Source organism: Microbulbifer mixtoriginis (SeqCode), assembly GCF_052468275.1.
On sequence record NZ_CP174341.1, the window covers coordinates 101665 to 117500 of the forward strand.

The following is a 15836-nucleotide window of genomic DNA, read 5'->3' on the forward strand; positions in this document are numbered from 1 at the left end:
ACCGAATTACTTCAGTTCTACAGTTGCGCCAGCTTCTTCCAGCTCTTTCTTAGCGGCTTCAGCTTCGTCTTTGGTTGCGCCTTCTTTCAGCGGGCTTGGAGCGCCGTCAACCAGTGCCTTGGCTTCTTTCAAGCCCAGGCCGGTGATGCCGCGAACAACCTTGATCACGTTCACTTTCTTGTCGCCTGCAGAAGTCAGAACTACGTCGAAAGAGTCTTTCTCTTCAGCGGCAGCTTCGCCACCAGCCGGGCCGGCTACAACTGCTGCTGCAGCAGTTACACCGAACTTCTCTTCCATTGCTTCGATCAGCTCAACAACGTCTTTAACAGACATTTCGGCAACAGCGTTGATGATATCTTCTTTAGTCAGAGACATGAGTCATTACCTGAATTGGTTTGAGCAGTAGCTGCTCGTATTTCGTTTTGAAACCGCGATTCGCTAAAGCGAATACAATTACGCAGCTTCCTGCTCTTTTTGGTCGCGAACGGCCGCAATAGTGCGGACCAGCTTGCCAGCAGATGCTTCTTTCAACACGCTCATCAGCTTGGCGATCGCCTCGTCGTAAGTCGGCAGGCTTGCCAACAATGCGACGTCGGTGATCGCGCCTTCGAAGGCAGCACCTTTCAGTTCCAGCTTGTCATTGCCCTTGGCGAACTGGCTCAGGATGCGCGCGCCGGCACCTGGGTGTTCGTTAGAGAATGCAATGATGCTAGGACCTACGAATTTGTCAGTCAGACATTCGTAATCGGTTCCTGCCAGAGCGCGACGCGCCAGAGTATTGCGGACGACTTTCAACCAAACGCCGTTCTCGCGAGCCTCTTTGCGCAGGGCAGTCATGTCATTTACGGTAACGCCGCGGGAATCCGCAACTACCGCAGACAGAGCACCCTCAGCAGCTTGCTGGACATCTGCGACAATCGCTTTCTTGTCTTCGAGTCCAATAGCCATAGTGTCACTCCTGGATTTGAAAAAAACCGGGCTCAAAGCCCGATCCGTTCCGGTGCATAAAGCTCAAATCCAGTAAAAATACTGGTTTGGGCGACACCGTCTGCGTAGGCTCAAACCTCTCAACGACCAACCTGGCCGAGATTTGGATTAAGCCGGACACGTTAAACCTCAACGCATCTGGCACCTACGGTCTTTGACGGCCCACATTTCTGCCTAAGCATCAAGTGGACCCCAAAGTTCGATTTACCATACGCCAACAGTGTCAGCGCACAGCTTCAATTAGATGTTCAGGGAAGACTGGTCGATAACCAGACCTGGGCCCATAGTGGTGCTCAGGGTGATCTTCTTCAGGTACACACCTTTTGCAGAAGCCGGCTTGGCCTTCTTCAGGTCTGCTACCAGAGCTTCCAGGTTCTCTTTCAGCAAGTTCGCATCGAAAGCAACTTTGCCGATACCACCGTGGATGATGCCGCCTTTGTCAGCGCGGAAACGCACCTGACCAGCTTTGGCATTTTTAACTGCGGTAGCAACGTCTGGAGTTACAGTGCCAGTCTTCGGGTTCGGCATCAGGCCGCGCGGGCCGAGGATTTGACCCAGCTGACCTACAACGCGCATCGCATCGGGAGAAGCGATTACTACGTCGAAGTCCATCTTGCCCGCTTTAACGTCGGCAGCCAGCTCGTCCATACCGATCAGGTCAGCGCCCGCTTCTTTAGCGGCATCAGCGTTTGCACCCTGGGTGAAAACAGCTACGCGAACTTCTTTACCAGTACCGTGCGGCAGAGTGGTCGCACCGCGAACAGCCTGGTCGGATTTACGCGGATCGATACCCAGGTTTACAGAAGCGTCTACAGTCTCTGCAAACTTAACGTTGGACAGCTCTTTCAGCAGAGCTACGGCTTCTTCGATGCCGTATGCTTTACCAGCTTCAACTTTCTCAGCGATTACGCGCTGACGCTTGCTCAATTTAGCCACTTAGAGACCCTCCACTTCGATACCGGCACTGCGTGCGGAACCGGCGATGGTGCGCACGGCCGCGTCCATATCGGATGCAGTCAGGTCAGCCTTTTTCATTTCTACGATCTCTTCGATCTGAGCGCGGGTAACCTTACCGACCTTGTCGGTATTCGGGCGACCGGAACCACTCTTGATCTTGGCGGCCTTGCGCAGCAGTACTGCGGCGGGCGGAGATTTCATGATGAAGGTGAAGGAGCGATCGCTGTATACAGAGATCACAACCGGCACCGGCAGACCCGGCTCAAGGCCTTGAGTCTGGGCGTTGAACGCCTTACAGAATTCCATGATGTTCACGCCGTGCTGACCCAGTGCAGGACCAACGGGCGGACTTGGGTTGGCCTGACCGGCCTTAACTTGCAGCTTGATATAAGCTTCTACTTTCTTAGCCATTACAGCTCTCCTCTAGATGGGTGGTAACGCCCGCTACACCTAACCGTTAATGGTTACTGCAACTGGCTCCCCGCCCCGACCAATAAAATCTATTTTCCGGGGACGCGAAAACCCCCTTCCACCTTGCGGCGAAAGAGGGCAAAAAATTTATACTGGAATCAGGTTTTCTCTACCTGACTGAACTCCAGTTCAACTGGGGTGGAGCGTCCAAAGATCAACACAGCCACTCGCAAGCGACTCTTCTCGTAGTTGACCTCTTCGACCACACCGTTGAAATCATTAAACGGACCATCGATAACCCGAACCATTTCACCTGGCTCAAATAGGGTCTTGGGCTTGGGCTTATCGGCGGAATCGTCGATTCGATTCAGGATAGCCTGCGCTTCGCGATCAGTGATCGGGGCCGGCCTATCCGCCTTGCCTCCGATAAAACCGAGCACTCGAGGAGTTTCTTTTACCAAGTGCCAAGTATCGTCATTCAGTTCCATTTCCACCAGGACATAACCGGGGAAGAACTTGCGCTCACTCTTGCGCTTTTGCCCTGCTCGCATCTCCACCACTTCTTCGGTGGGAACCAGCACTTCACCAAACAGGTGATCCATTTCGTGCAGCTCAATTCGCTCCTTGAGAGAGCTAGCTACACGCTTCTCATAGCCCGAGTAAGCCTGGACCACATACCAATGCTTTGACATGTATCAACCTTTAGCCGATGAGTTTGGATGCCGCCCAACCTAAAGCGGAGTCCAGCGCCCAGAGAATTAGCGCCATAATCAACACAAAAACCACCACAATCACAGTCGTCTGGGTGGCCTCTTGACGAGTCGGCCAAACCACGCGCCTGACTTCCGTTTGCGCTTCGCGCAACAGTTGCCAGAGTGCATTACCCTTCGCAGTATTCACCGCGACAACCAGGGCAGCCAGGCAGATTGCAGTCACTGCCAGCACGCGGTAAATCAGGGGGAATTCGGCATAATAAGAATTGCCCGCCACAGCACCACCAACCAGCAGCACTATTAGCAGCCATTTCAGGCCGTCAAGACGAAAGGTTTTCGCTTCTGCTTTAGCATTCATATATGAAGCCCTTAGCGCACTACAGATAAGCCCTTAGTGCTCAAAAACACAAAAGCCCCACTGACAAGTAGGGTCTTGCGACACCCCTAAACTTATTTCAAGTGGAGTGTTTAAAATGGCAGGCCAGGAGGGACTCGAACCCCCAACACCCGGTTTTGGAGACCGGTGCTCTACCAATTGAACTACTGGCCTGTACAGCTTGGGTGCATTAGCACCCGAAGATAAAGAGGGCTACAGACCACCCTCTTATCTACTGCGCCACCAGGGAACCCTGGCGACACGAAGATCAAAGATTACTCAATGATCTTAGCAACAACGCCCGCACCTACGGTACGACCACCTTCGCGGATAGCGAAGCGCAGGCCGTCTTCCATGGCGATCGGAGCGATCAGGGTAACAACCATTTGAATGTTGTCACCCGGCATTACCATTTCAGTGCCTTCCGGCAGCTCAACCGCACCAGTTACGTCGGTAGTACGGAAGTAGAACTGAGGACGGTAGCCTTTAAAGAACGGGGTGTGACGACCACCTTCGTCCTTGGACAGGATGTACACTTCCGCTTCGAACTTGGTGTGCGGAGTGATGGAGCCCGGCTTAGCCAGTACCTGACCACGCTCTACTTCGTCACGCTTGGTGCCACGCAGCAGCGCACCGATGTTCTCACCAGCACGACCTTCGTCGAGCAGCTTGCGGAACATTTCAACACCAGTACAGGTAGTGGTGGTGGTTTCTTTAATACCAACGATCTCAACTTCGTCGCCAGTGTTGATTACACCACGCTCTACACGACCAGTTACTACGGTACCACGGCCAGAAATGGAGAATACGTCTTCGATCGGCATCAGGAACGGCTGATCTACTGCACGCTCCGGCTCAGGGATGTACTCGTCCAGAGTTTCTACCAGCTTCTTAACAGCGGTAGTACCCATTTCGTTGTCGTCTTCGCCGTTCAGGGCCATCAGAGCGGAACCAACGATGATCGGAGTGTCGTCACCTGGGAACTCGTACTGGTCCAGAAGTTCGCGAACTTCCATTTCTACCAGCTCGAGCAGCTCTTCGTCGTCTACCATGTCCGCTTTGTTCAGGAATACAACGATGTAAGGTACACCTACCTGACGGGAAAGCAGGATGTGCTCACGAGTCTGCGGCATGGGGCCGTCAGCTGCGGAACATACCAGGATAGCGCCGTCCATCTGAGCAGCACCGGTGATCATGTTCTTAACGTAGTCGGCGTGTCCCGGGCAATCTACGTGCGCGTAGTGGCGAGTCGGGGACTCGTACTCAACGTGAGAAGTAGCGATGGTGATACCGCGCTCACGCTCTTCCGGAGCATTGTCGATACCATCAAAAGCAACAGCGTCACCGCCCCATACTTCCGCACATACGCGGGTCAGAGCAGCGGTCAGGGTGGTTTTACCGTGGTCAACGTGACCGATGGTGCCCACGTTCACGTGGGGCTTGGAACGTTCAAACTTTTCTTTTGCCATTGCAGCCTCCTAATATAGATGAGCCGCTAACGGCACCACCCACGTACAGAACATGCGCATCCGACCCGGAAAAGCCCGACCCCGGACACAAACAACCGCAAGAGCTCTCACTCTTGCGGCTATTAAAAAATGGAGCTCATGGGCGGATTTGAACCGCCGACCTCACCCTTACCAAGGGTGTGCTCTACCCCTGAGCTACATGAGCAAATCAACGCCTTCCTAGGCGACCACAAGGCTTGCCATTTTGGAGAGCATTCCAGCCGAACCCATAATTGGAGCGGGCAGCGGGAATCGAACCCGCATCATCAGCTTGGAAGGCTGAGGTTCTACCATTGAACTATGCCCGCTTGCGGGAGCCTCCAGACAAAACTACCTGTCTTGCCGGCAACACCTTACGGTGTAAAAAAATGGTGCAGGGGGGTGGATTCGAACCACCGAAGCTTTCGCGTCAGATTTACAGTCTGATCCCTTTGGCCACTCGGGAACCCCTGCCTCAATGCGGGGTGCATTTTCTACACCTTCCGCCGCGCTGTCAACATTTTTTTCTTTAAATTTCACAGACTTAGCTGAAAAATCTAATGTCGAGCAGCGCCGGGATAAAAATGGAGCTGGCGAGAGGAGTCGAACCCCCGACCGGCTGATTACAAGTCAGCTGCTCTACCAACTGAGCTACGCCAGCCCTATCCCGTCCATTGCCGAAGTTGAATAGTCACCCTCGTCAATGGAGGCGGGATTCTATGGGAAGTTATCCCGACACGCAACACCCTTCTTGCAGAAAAATCAGAATTTTTATGTCGCCTGTTGCCACGTATAGAAAAATACGGTGAACCTTGTTTCACGGCTGGGGACCTAGACCTCTAGCCCAACCCCATCAACCGGACACTTCTGCACAAAGATTACGGCGACGATCCAGCTCGGGATGCTCTTGCTGCAACTGCAACCAAAAATCCGGGGCTAAACTATCTGAGGCGCCTGGCGCCAATACGATCCAGCGTTCGGCGTGGGTCTGAGGCTCCTCGCGGAATTGAGCCCGTATGCCTTTCTCAATCAACTCACCTGTCAGAGATTCAGCACGCGAACGCTTGCTGAAAATGCCAAAGGAAATACCATCAGCCAACGCACCTTTGGGGATCACATAACTATCTATTCCCTGTGCCTGCAATTCTCGTAAACGGTTGTAGGCTTCTCGCCTGGAATTCAATGGTGGCAGAAAAACCCAGTAACGCATCTGCCCTTGCATCTCCACATCTCGCAATACGGCAGAAACCTGCAGGGACTTTAAGCGCTGTACTATCGCCTCTCCAAGTGACTCCTCCGCAAATGGGCCAAGCAAAGTGCAGAGCTGCTCAGTAGAGCTTGCCTTTGCGGGCGACATGGGAGCCACCGGCAGAGGAGACAGCTCCTGCGGAGATATTTCATTGACCAGGGCAATACTCTGGACCTGTACCTCCGCCCTTTTATCGGCAACCCTTATTCTCTCTTTATCAGAGGTTGAAGTACCAACAAACCAAGCAAAGACACCGAAATTCAACAGTATTAAGAAAAGAGCTATCCAGCGCATAGGGTGTTATTTGTTTCAGGGATTACTTAACGCCAAGCCATCCATTACCAGCTCAGGAACCAAATGGTGCTCCCGCTGATAAAGAGCTGACAGCACTGGGGCATCGCCGCCTGTCAACCACAACAGCGGTTCTTCAGCACAGTATTCACGCAACTCTTCCAGTGCACGATCGATGGCACCAAGCACCATAAGCAGGAGGCCGCGGTTTATGGCTTCATCGGTACTGCGGCCTGCACCGAGGGACTCCGTTAGAGCAATATCCTGCGCACTTTTAGCCGCATGAGTATCCAGATACAAAGAACGTTGCATAAGGCCGACACCAGGGACAATGTAGCCCCCTAAGTGACGCCCGCTATTGTCGACCAAATCCAGAGTGACCGCGCTGCCACAGTCGACAATTAGGGCCGCCCGCCGCTCTCGATCATAGGCAGCCAGCATAGCCAGCCAGCGATCAGTGCCGAGCAGGCGGTGATTATCATAGCCACAAGCTACACCAGCGCATTCCAGCAGAACCTGGGAAAACTCCACCTCAAGTGAAAACAACTTCTGAATATGCCCGATCAGCGTCTCCGCAACTTGCGGTCCCGCCACATTGACCACGCGTACTCTCCGCGGGTCCAACAGATCCCACCCATCGGGCAAATGCCCATCGCGCAGATCAGCAGTCATAAAGCTACCCCTGGCGCTCACCTGTAATTCATCTAACAGGCGCCACTTGCCCCGGGTATTACCGATATCCAGTTCGAGAATCAAACCTGCCCCCGTAAAGAAATCTCACCACCATGGAAGTGTTGCACTTGCCCGTCCATATTTAACTTCAAAGCACCCTTTTCACTAACGCCAACTGCAACTCCGCGCCAGGTTTGACTACCTGCCTGCAGAGTAACCTTTTGCCCAGCAAACTGATCCAGCTTCATCCAGGCTTCACGGTAAGCAACAAAACCTTGTTCGGTATAGCTGTATAAAAGCGGTAGCAGCTCAGTCAGAATCGCTGCCACCAATTGATTGCGAGATATTCCGGGCTTCACTTGTTGCAAGTCTGCCCATGGCTGATCTATTGCCGTGGCAATCTCACTTCGCAGGCCACTATTTAAGCCAATACCAATCACCACAGCACAGCGATCCGTAAGATCGCCTTTAAGCTCCAGTAAAACACCAGATAACTTTCGACCGCGACACCAAACATCATTTGGCCATTTGAGGCGAACATCTGGCACCGAAAAGCGCTCCAATGCCCGGGCAATAGCCACCCCAACGGCGAGGCTCAACCCTTCGAGGCATTGCACCCCCCCATTGAACTCCCACCCAATGGATAGGCTGATGCCCGTCCCATAGGGGCTAACCCATTGCCGACCACGACGACCGCGGCCGGCACTCTGCCGCTCGGAGAGCAGTGCAACCCCGTGCCCTCTTCCCTCCTCCATGAGTGATAGCAACTGGGTATTGGTCGAGTCCACCTCATCAAATAGCATCAACTCTCGCAATAGCGCCCCGGCTTGCTCACCCAATGTGCTGTAAATTTTTTCTGAGGACAGGAGCTCCAAACCACCAGGCAAGCGATAGCCTTGCCCCTTAATGGACTCCAAAGCCAATCCGTACTGCTCTAGCTTCTGTAACTGCTTCCAAACCGCAGCCCGGCTTACTCCTAGAGCCAATCCGAGCGCCTCGCCAGAGTGCGTCTCGCCATCAGCCAATAATTCCAATACTGGGCGCAATGGTTCCAGTGGACTTTTCTTAATAGTGTCTAGCAAGGTAATTAACTTTTTAAATAGCGACGGAAATAGCGGTGCCCTAAGCTGGTCAGCACTTCATAACCTATGGTGCCAGCGTATTCAGCCACCTCATCTACGGTCAGGTCTTTATTCAGTATCTCAATTGATAGGAGGGATTCCCGCTCCTCTTGAGAGAGAGCAGAAATATCAAAAGTTGTGGAATCCATGGAAATCCGGCCAATTATCGGCAGTTGGCGGCCATAGGCCCAGCCACAACCGCGCCCTCCCTGAGCCCGGATTATCCCATCGGCATATCCACCACGGGCTACCGCCAACCAGCTGCCCGCTGCTATTTGTTGGGTAGCTCCATAGCCTACCCATTGTTCACGACTGACAAATCGCTTTTGCACGATAGGCAGACTGAGTGCCACAGCTGAGCGCATAGGGTTTGTGGTCCCGGGTATTGGATTGACGCCATAAAGCGCAGAGCCCGGCCGCGCAATATCAAAGTGATACTCTTCACCTAGGAAAATACCCGATGAATTGGCGAGACTCAGCTGAACCTCAGGGCACAGGGCCCTCAATCTTTCCCCAGCCGCTTTAAAGCTACGCAACTGAATATTGTTTTGTGGATGCTGAGGTTCATCCGCACAGGCAAGGTGGCTCAGCAAAATACGAATATCCGCCGAGCGCAACAACTGACTATCTCTTAGCAGTAGGTCAAACTCTTCGGGAGACATACCCAGGCGAGTCATACCCGAATCTATCTTTACCGCACAAGGCGCCTTAATCCCCTCGCTAACGGAAATATCCACCCAGTTGCGCAACTGCTCTAGTGTGAAAAGTGTCGGCATTAATCCTGCACGTGCACATTCCAGCTCTGCCCCGGTGCGCACCCCAGTCAAGATAACAATGCGAACGCTATTACCCAGCTCTTTACGCAGGCGCTCCCCTTCCGTTTGCGTTGCCACAAAAAAGTCTCGGCAACCCTGTCTATACAGAACCGGCACTACCTGATTCATACCAAGGCCATAGGCATCCGCTTTGACTACTGCGCCACAGCGAGTACCCGCTGCCAGTCGCTTAGTCAGATCCAGGTAGTTGTCAGCAATGGACTGCAAATTGATACTCAGCAGACCCTCGCGAAAATCGTTCATGCCATTACAACTCTCAGTTCACCAGCTAGGTTGCCCCAAGTAAGCTTTCACGCCGTAAAGCACGGGCACCTACTAATATACACAGCCCGACCAAAGAAAGGGTGACCAGGGAACCAGCTATCACCAGGGAGACAGAAACGGACTCCCCAGCCATTAATGCACTCAACCACTGCTGCTGCCCGATAAGTGGAGTCAACTGCCACAAGGGCGAGTCCAGTTCAATATTGGACAATTTCAATACAATTAACAGTGTGACAGGTAGAGCCTGTAAAATACTCAGCTGAATCTGGGCATCTTTAAAAGAACGGGAACGCAGAGATAGCAGAATCTGCAATACCGCAACCAGAAGTGCTAAGGGCAGTAAAATAAGACTTATCCCCATCAGTTCATTGATGCCAGCTGAAAAGTGGACACCAATCTCAGCCAAGGGAAGCAAGCTCAGTGATACAGTTAAAACTGCCAGAGAAAGAAGTGCACCAAACCAACCGATACTGGTAACGGCTACAGCTTTCGCCACCACAAGTTGCCAGCTGTTTATAGGCTGCTGTAATAATACCTCGATGGTCATGCGCTCACGCTCCCCAGCAGAAGTATCAATAGAAGGGGCCGCACTACACACTAGCAGTGCCATTATCAGTAACAAGGGAACCATCAGTCCCCAAATTGCCAATCCTCGACTGGACGGCGTACTGACATCCCGCACCTCAAGCTGCCACGGTGCTAAAACCTGAGTTGCTAAACCTCTGGCCGCTAAACGCTGCCGCACAATCACCTGCTGAAATAGCGCCAACTGCTGCTGCACCAGCTGCCCAGCACGCCCCGCAGACTGATCTGCACTATTTACATACAGATAAATCTTGGGAGACAACAGGCTTCGATAATCTTCAGTAAAGTTTTGCTCTATTCGCAAAACCACATCATATGTATCTGCTAAAAGCGCTTGAGGAGCCCCATCTTGTAAGCGCTCAATTCGCAAGTCCCCTGTCTGTAACTGCTCCTCCAACAGCGGCGCATACTCAGCCCCAATAATAGCTACATCAAAGGAGGTATCAGACATTACTTTCAAAGATAAAGCGCCACTACTAATGATCAACACAGGGAACAATAAGGTGAAACCTAGCGTGATCATTAGGGCGCGTCGATCACGCCAAACTTCGCGTAACTCTTTAAGAAGTAATGCTCGCATCTGCAGAGAAAATAGATTTTTAAAAATCATCCTACCGGCTCACCGCATTTGTCTTTTTCTAACAAATTCCCATAGGCAAGCTCCACAAAGCTATCCTCAAGGCTTGCGGAGCCAGTCTGTTGTATAAGTTCATCCGGGGTCCCGTTCCCCACTATCGAACCTCCCGCCATAACTAGAACTCTGTCGGATAGCTCGAGCACTTCAGCCATAATATGGCTGGAAAATAAAACAGCAGTTCCCTCTGCCCTCAAGCGCAAAATCGTCTTACGTAACAGGCGAGCAGCAAGTATATCCAACCCCCGGGTTGGCTCATCGAGCACCAAGTGACTCGGACGATGCACCAATGCTCTAGCGAGAGAAACTTTCATCCGCTCTCCCTGAGAAAACCCCTTGGTTCGGCGATTCCACAGGTTCGATAGCTCTAATTCTTCCTTAACCGATTGCAGTGCAAATTCTAATTCTGACCCAGTCAGCCCTTGAGCACAGGCAAAAAAGGATAAATATTCTGCAACAGTGAGCCGCTCATAAAGCCCCTCCCTATCACCTACAATACCAAGCTGCCTACGAGCACCTTTTGGATTTTTACAAGGGTCTATATCACCAACAAAAACTTTACCGTTATCTGCCTTCAAAAGACCGGCAATAATTCTCAGGCACGTGGTCTTCCCTGCACCGTTAGCACCAAGCAAGGCCGTTATCTGGCTATTCGGCACAGAAAAGCTAAGATTGCGCAGTATAGAAACCCCAGAAAATTGCTTATTTACCCCCTCAACCTTAATCACGGTGCATTCTCCCCAAGCTTTCCGCTCGCAGTTGTAGTCGTTACACCCTGCATTATCTCTGGCCCATAAATTCCACTCACAAACGGTGGCCTGTGAATTTCATCAACACAGGTCGTTGCCAACTCTTCCCCTGAAGAGTCCAGGAACTCTTCGATTAATCGCGGTACACAACCTCTCATGGAATTAATATGACCACCGCTAGTAATGATTAAATGCTGTTTATTGGTCAAGTAGCCAAGTTGTTTTTCGGCATACCTGGGAGGTGTTATTGGATCGGCTTCCCCGGAAATTAGTAACACTGGGTGCTCTCGATGTTGTGGTTTAGCATAGGAGCGATCGGCTACAGGCCAAACTTCACAACCACGTTCAAATATCTCAAGAAAAGCATTTCCCGCAAAAGACCCATTAGTATCAGCTAAAATCTCCTCCTCACTGATACGGGATAATTCTTCCGCACAAGCAATAGAAAGCGTTAAGCCAAGGGACATACCTAACGCTGACTCGGGAAATAAACCAGTAATACCCGCAAGCGGATAATGATTCCCCAAGCCAGCCTGCTGAATAGCAAAGGGTAATTGCGCAGCAGCTTCTGGAGAGTAAAGGGCGGCACGTATGGTATTTTGTAGCACCCAACGAGACATTGAGTGCTTCATTGGCTTTCCTGTCACAGGATCAGGGAAATCCATGGATTTAGACTCATCCCATTGACTTAATAATTTATCCAATACCTCCCTCCAGTTTCCAAACTTAGAGCAGCTAAACTCTAAGCTGCAATCACGCATCAGTATTTGAATAGCGTCTTCCGCAGCTGCCGCACTCAGAAAGACTTTAGTATCGATAGGTGCAACCGCATCGAGCACCAATGTTTTCAAACTGTTCGGATGCCACTGTTGATAAAGAAGCGCTGTTCGGGTCCCCCAAGATCCCCCCCAAAGAGATATTTGCTTGTGATTAAAATACTTTCGTACCTTTTCCAGGTCCTCAACCGCTTGTCGACTACTCAATGAATTAGCAAAATTAGCCTGCTGTAGATAACACTGCTCCAATTCTTTGGAAATCAGTGATAAATCCATTGGTGTATGCCGATCTATACCACAACCAAATGACCGAGAGTGCCCGGTTCCCCTCCGATCAACCATGACTATTGCCCGCTTCTGATTAATTTTTCGGAATGTGTGCAATAGCGGAATCAAACCACTCGCGGCCTGACCTGGACCACCAGCGAGAAGATATAAAGGCTCTCGCTGCGTCTCATCTAGAGCCGGTGACACAAATACTACTAAATTTACCTTGCTATCTCCGTGCCCCACTGAAATTCGCTCGCACCTTAATGGGTGCCGCCAACCATCCAAATAGCATTCCTGCGTATTAGATAATTCCTTTGCAGTTATTACCGGCGCTAATAACAAGACGCTTAATATGGCGACAGCAGTTCGAAGACTGTTTACCCCTAACACGTTATTATTCTCCTTAACCTATGGTGCCAAGCATCGCAGTGTATCCAACTTCCAACATCTCTGTCCTTAGCCACTCAATCTCGAAGAATTGCATTAGCACCCATCTGCTCTGAGTGGTAAGGTTTCAGTTTTAGCTTGCCCATGACTGCACCCATGAGCTTTTCAGACCGTGAAAAACACTTAATTCGAGCCGCTTTTGCCTGGGGCCAGATCACCCAGCAGGAGGGCTATACACTTTCTGACCTTGAAATTGAGAAGTCTGTACTTTTCCGTCGCTTACTTGGTGGCCGACCAGCACTGGCTTTTCCTCCCCCTCTGCGCCACGGTTTTCCCTGGTATGAAGTTATTGAGGGGCGTGCTGAGCATATCGTCAGTGCTTCTGAAGCATCTCCCGAGTGCAGCATCATCGCGCCAGGATGTAAAATTGGTGAAACTTGCATACTGATTGATGGCGCTTTTTGGCGAGTGGTTGAAACCATTTCTGAGCGGGAAGAATATATCGTTGAGTGGGGACAATACCCCATGCAATGGCGATTAAAAAAACACTGGGAAGTCAATTATGAGATGACCCAACAACTACACAGCTTCCGCAGAGACAACCCCACCGCCAAAGTCTCCTTTGACAATTACCTTAGCCAAAGAGACTATCGAGAATTCCGTATTGATGACGATCAAACTGTCTGGTTGTGTGAGTGGCAGCTTAGCCGTATAAGCCTCCCTGGCTGGGTTTGGGTAGGTACCTTACTATCCCCAACCGACACAGATTTTGCTCCTGTTGACGAAGACTCTCTCGGCCCTATAGTCTTTGGAGAACCTGGAAAGGAAGCCGGTATTGCCTGGCTCCGTATAGAAGAAGCTGGCGCCGAAGCTCGTTTTGTCAGGCTCAATGGCACACATGATTACCAATCCCTCTCCAATGCCAGTGCAACCCACCTGAAGGGCTTGTTACATAGTCTGCAGGAGACACAGGAAGATATTGAGATAATAGACTGCCAGGCAGGTACAGTTATTCGGCACTTTACTCTTCCCTCAGCTCTTGTTCCTCTCGATGAATTACGCTTGAAAGAAATGCAGTATGATCTAGTTCCGGACAATGCCTATGAGCAGGTCAATTAATTCAAGTTTTAAGTACTTTCAGAAGCCCCTCTCTAGGGGCTTTTTATTACTCCCCTTTTACACACAGCCAAATATCCTTCCAAGTTACCCACAACAGCAAGGCATATTTCTGTTTCCTGCTGATGACCATTCCATTAACAGGCTGTTACTAACAGAATCCATGGATAGAGCTGTGTATAACTCAGGGATATCCACGCTCAGGCCCCTGTTTCCGCGAGGGCCTTTTCAACGGGTAAAAAAACACCAGCCATTTATCCACTTTCCACCGCTTGGCGTTATTAACAGAAAGCCTGGATAGACTTGTGCATAACTGCGGTATATCCGCGCCAGGCCCCGTGGTTGCACAGGTTCATTAAAACGTGCAAAAAATCACCGGTACTTTTATTGGTATTTCTGCGCCGTTTTTTTCAACGCAATAATTTTTCTAGGCTAAAGAGCACTTTTTAATTTCAGGTGTTTTTGTGGTGGTGCTTGGGGTGCAGATTAAATAAAGCGCGTTATTTTTTGTATTTCCATTTTTTCCTTACAGAAAAAATCTAAGAAAGCGCTTTATTTATAGGAGGGAAGGCTCCTCAGAACTTTTTAGAGCCTGCGCTTGTTTAATTGGCTTTTACCGAGTTGGATTTTTCGGCGGGAGTGTTGCGAGTAAAAATTCGATTCGGCTTTTTATTTTTTCTGTATTTTGAATTTATTTTTTTATTCTCTGTTTTTATTTTTTGATGCATTCAATATTTTTTTTGCCCATAAAAAAAGGGCCACCCTATTGGGTGGCCCTTTCGGATTAGAAGCCTGACGATGACCTACTCTCACATGGGGAAGCCCCACACTACCATCGGCGATGTTGCGTTTCACTTCTGAGTTCGGCAAGGGATCAGGTGGTTCCACAACTCTATTGTCGTCAGGCAAACTGGCTTGGGTTGGCGTTGGTCTTATAAGCAATCTGCTTGGCCTGCCGTGTTATCGCTGTTTGCCTCGGTCTGTTGACCGGCGATAACCCCAAATAAGTCGGTAAAACAATCTGTAGTAATACACCGCAAGCGATCATTGTGTGTCTTTCATTCCACAATCCGCTAGCTTAGCTAGTCGTTAGTAACCATCTCTGTTGTATGGTCAAGCCGCACGGGCAATTAGTACTGGTTAGCTCAACGCCTCACAACGCTTCCACACCCAGCCTATCAACGTGGTAGTCTTCCACGGCCCTTTAGGACTCTCAAGGAGTCAGGGAAATCTAATCTTGAAGGAGGCTTCCCGCTTAGATGCTTTCAGCGGTTATCCCGTCCGAACATAGCTACCGGGCAATGCCACTGGCGTGACAACCCGAACACCAGAGGTTCGTTCACTCCGGTCCTCTCGTACTAGGAGCAACTCTTCTCAAATTTCCAACGCCCACGGCAGATAGGGACCGAACTGTCTCACGACGTTCTAAACCCAGCTCGCGTACCACTTTAAATGGCGAACAGCCATACCCTTGGGACCGGCTTCAGCCCCAGGATGTGATGAGCCGACATCGAGGTGCCAAACACCGCCGTCGATGTGAACTCTTGGGCGGTATCAGCCTGTTATCCCCGGAGTACCTTTTATCCGTTGAGCGATGGCCCTTCCATACAGAACCACCGGATCACTATGACCTACTTTCGTACCTGCTCGACATGTCTGTCTCGCAGTCAAGCGCACTTATACCATTATGCTCATTGCATGATTTCCGACCATGCTGAGTGCACCTTCGTACTCCTCCGTTACTCTTTGGGAGGAGACCGCCCCAGTCAAACTACCCACCATACACTGTCCTCGATCCGGATAACGGACCAGAGTTAGAACCTCAAACATACCAGGGTGGTATTTCAAGGACGGCTCCACAGTAACTAGCGTTACTGCTTCAAAGCCTCCCACCTATCCTACACAAGTAGGCTCAAAGTTCAGTGCAAAGCTGTAGTAAAGGTTCACGGGGTCTT

The 15836-nt window shown here is 50.8% G+C and carries 15 protein-coding genes, 5 tRNA genes and 2 rRNA genes (1 of these 22 running past the window's edge); 1 reads left to right on the forward strand and 21 read right to left on the reverse strand.

The features are described 5' to 3' along the window. Window positions 1-6: 6 nt before the first annotated feature. The 19 genes from rplL to ACJJIC_RS00580 all read right to left on the reverse strand — a co-directional run bounded on the left by rplL (window position 7) and on the right by ACJJIC_RS00580 (window position 12768). Window positions 7-375, reverse strand: a complete 369-nt coding sequence (rplL, locus tag ACJJIC_RS00490) for a 50S ribosomal protein L7/L12 (protein ID WP_252084407.1) — start codon at window positions 373-375, stop codon at window positions 7-9. Between the two features lie 78 nt (window positions 376-453). Beyond that, a complete protein-coding gene (gene rplJ, locus ACJJIC_RS00495) occupies window positions 454-948 on the reverse strand; it encodes a 50S ribosomal protein L10 (RefSeq protein WP_020411124.1) in 495 nt (164 codons plus the stop codon). A 279-nt stretch (window positions 949-1227) separates the two neighbouring features. Beyond that, the gene (gene rplA / locus ACJJIC_RS00500; RefSeq protein WP_152451120.1) at window positions 1228-1923 is read right to left on the reverse strand and encodes a 50S ribosomal protein L1; all 696 of its coding nucleotides are present in this window, start codon (window positions 1921-1923) and stop codon (window positions 1228-1230) included. Beyond that, window positions 1924-2355: a 50S ribosomal protein L11 gene (gene rplK / locus ACJJIC_RS00505; RefSeq protein ID WP_252084406.1), complete on the reverse strand. Its 432-nt coding sequence runs from the start codon at window positions 2353-2355 to the stop codon at window positions 1924-1926. Window positions 2356-2513: 158 nt separating this feature from the next. Continuing rightward, on the reverse strand, window positions 2514-3047 hold the full coding sequence (gene nusG / locus ACJJIC_RS00510) for a transcription termination/antitermination protein NusG (protein WP_252084405.1): 534 nt from the start codon (window positions 3045-3047) through the stop codon (window positions 2514-2516). Between the two features lie 10 nt (window positions 3048-3057). Beyond that, the gene (gene secE, locus ACJJIC_RS00515) at window positions 3058-3426 is read right to left on the reverse strand and encodes a preprotein translocase subunit SecE (protein ID WP_152451114.1); all 369 of its coding nucleotides are present in this window, start codon (window positions 3424-3426) and stop codon (window positions 3058-3060) included. A gap of 116 nt (window positions 3427-3542) precedes the next feature. Next, a tRNA-Trp gene (locus ACJJIC_RS00520) sits at window positions 3543-3618 on the reverse strand. Window positions 3619-3719: 101 nt separating this feature from the next. Further along, entirely contained in the window at window positions 3720-4913 is a 1194-nt protein-coding gene (gene tuf, locus ACJJIC_RS00525; RefSeq protein WP_252084404.1) for an elongation factor Tu, read from the reverse strand. 130 nt (window positions 4914-5043) lie between these two features. Further along, window positions 5044-5118 (reverse strand) — tRNA-Thr (locus ACJJIC_RS00530). 68 nt (window positions 5119-5186) lie between these two features. Next, window positions 5187-5260: transfer RNA gene (locus ACJJIC_RS00535), tRNA-Gly, on the reverse strand. Between the two features lie 61 nt (window positions 5261-5321). After that, window positions 5322-5405, reverse strand: a tRNA-Tyr gene (locus ACJJIC_RS00540). Window positions 5406-5516: 111 nt separating this feature from the next. Further along, a tRNA-Thr gene (locus ACJJIC_RS00545) sits at window positions 5517-5592 on the reverse strand. 192 nt (window positions 5593-5784) lie between these two features. Continuing rightward, window positions 5785-6474, reverse strand: a complete 690-nt coding sequence (locus ACJJIC_RS00550) for an SPOR domain-containing protein (RefSeq protein WP_445357800.1) — start codon at window positions 6472-6474, stop codon at window positions 5785-5787. A 15-nt stretch (window positions 6475-6489) separates the two neighbouring features. Next, window positions 6490-7227, reverse strand: coding sequence for a type III pantothenate kinase (locus ACJJIC_RS00555; protein WP_445357801.1), 738 nt, complete (start codon window positions 7225-7227; stop codon window positions 6490-6492). After that, window positions 7224-8225, reverse strand: coding sequence for a bifunctional biotin--[acetyl-CoA-carboxylase] ligase/biotin operon repressor BirA (birA, locus tag ACJJIC_RS00560; RefSeq protein ID WP_444908641.1), 1002 nt, complete (start codon window positions 8223-8225; stop codon window positions 7224-7226). The genes ACJJIC_RS00555 and birA overlap by 4 nt, the downstream gene beginning before the upstream one ends. A gap of 5 nt (window positions 8226-8230) precedes the next feature. Further along, window positions 8231-9343, reverse strand: a complete 1113-nt coding sequence (alr, locus tag ACJJIC_RS00565) for an alanine racemase (protein ID WP_444908640.1) — start codon at window positions 9341-9343, stop codon at window positions 8231-8233. A gap of 25 nt (window positions 9344-9368) precedes the next feature. Then, on the reverse strand, window positions 9369-10559 hold the full coding sequence (locus tag ACJJIC_RS00570) for an ABC transporter permease (RefSeq protein WP_444908639.1): 1191 nt from the start codon (window positions 10557-10559) through the stop codon (window positions 9369-9371). After that, complete coding sequence (locus ACJJIC_RS00575) at window positions 10556-11311, reverse strand: ABC transporter ATP-binding protein (protein ID WP_444908638.1); 756 nt, start codon at window positions 11309-11311, stop codon at window positions 10556-10558. The genes ACJJIC_RS00570 and ACJJIC_RS00575 overlap by 4 nt, the downstream gene beginning before the upstream one ends. Further along, window positions 11308-12768 (reverse strand): alpha/beta hydrolase, encoded by a 1461-nt coding sequence (locus ACJJIC_RS00580; protein ID WP_445357802.1) that lies wholly within the window; start codon window positions 12766-12768, stop codon window positions 11308-11310. Before ACJJIC_RS00580 ends, ACJJIC_RS00575 begins: the two co-directional genes overlap by 4 nt. Window positions 12769-12921: 153 nt before the next feature. Between ACJJIC_RS00580 and ACJJIC_RS00585 the strand changes: the two genes are divergently transcribed. Beyond that, window positions 12922-13884 (forward strand): hypothetical protein, encoded by a 963-nt coding sequence (locus ACJJIC_RS00585; protein WP_252084396.1) that lies wholly within the window; start codon window positions 12922-12924, stop codon window positions 13882-13884. Between the two features lie 787 nt (window positions 13885-14671). Here ACJJIC_RS00585 and rrf read toward each other — a convergent pair. Continuing rightward, window positions 14672-14787, reverse strand: a 5S ribosomal RNA gene (gene rrf / locus ACJJIC_RS00590). Window positions 14788-14990: 203 nt separating this feature from the next. Continuing rightward, a 23S ribosomal RNA gene (locus tag ACJJIC_RS00595) occupies window positions 14991-15836 on the reverse strand; it runs 2035 nt beyond the window's last position.

Coding starts and splice junctions, on each gene's coding strand:
- rplL (WP_252084407.1), bottom strand. CDS start 375: ATGTCTCTGACTAAAGAAGATATCATCAACGCTGTTGCCGAAATGTCT.
- ACJJIC_RS00585 (WP_252084396.1), top strand. CDS start 12,922: ATGAGCTTTTCAGACCGTGAAAAACACTTAATTCGAGCCGCTTTTGCC.
- rplK (WP_252084406.1), bottom strand. CDS start 2,355: ATGGCTAAGAAAGTAGAAGCTTATATCAAGCTGCAAGTTAAGGCCGGT.
- nusG (WP_252084405.1), bottom strand. CDS start 3,047: ATGTCAAAGCATTGGTATGTGGTCCAGGCTTACTCGGGCTATGAGAAG.
- alr (WP_444908640.1), bottom strand. CDS start 9,343: ATGAACGATTTTCGCGAGGGTCTGCTGAGTATCAATTTGCAGTCCATT.
- ACJJIC_RS00570 (WP_444908639.1), bottom strand. CDS start 10,559: ATGATTTTTAAAAATCTATTTTCTCTGCAGATGCGAGCATTACTTCTT.
- tuf (WP_252084404.1), bottom strand. CDS start 4,913: ATGGCAAAAGAAAAGTTTGAACGTTCCAAGCCCCACGTGAACGTGGGC.
- ACJJIC_RS00550 (WP_445357800.1), bottom strand. CDS start 6,474: ATGCGCTGGATAGCTCTTTTCTTAATACTGTTGAATTTCGGTGTCTTT.
- secE (WP_152451114.1), bottom strand. CDS start 3,426: ATGAATGCTAAAGCAGAAGCGAAAACCTTTCGTCTTGACGGCCTGAAA.
- rplJ (WP_020411124.1), bottom strand. CDS start 948: ATGGCTATTGGACTCGAAGACAAGAAAGCGATTGTCGCAGATGTCCAG.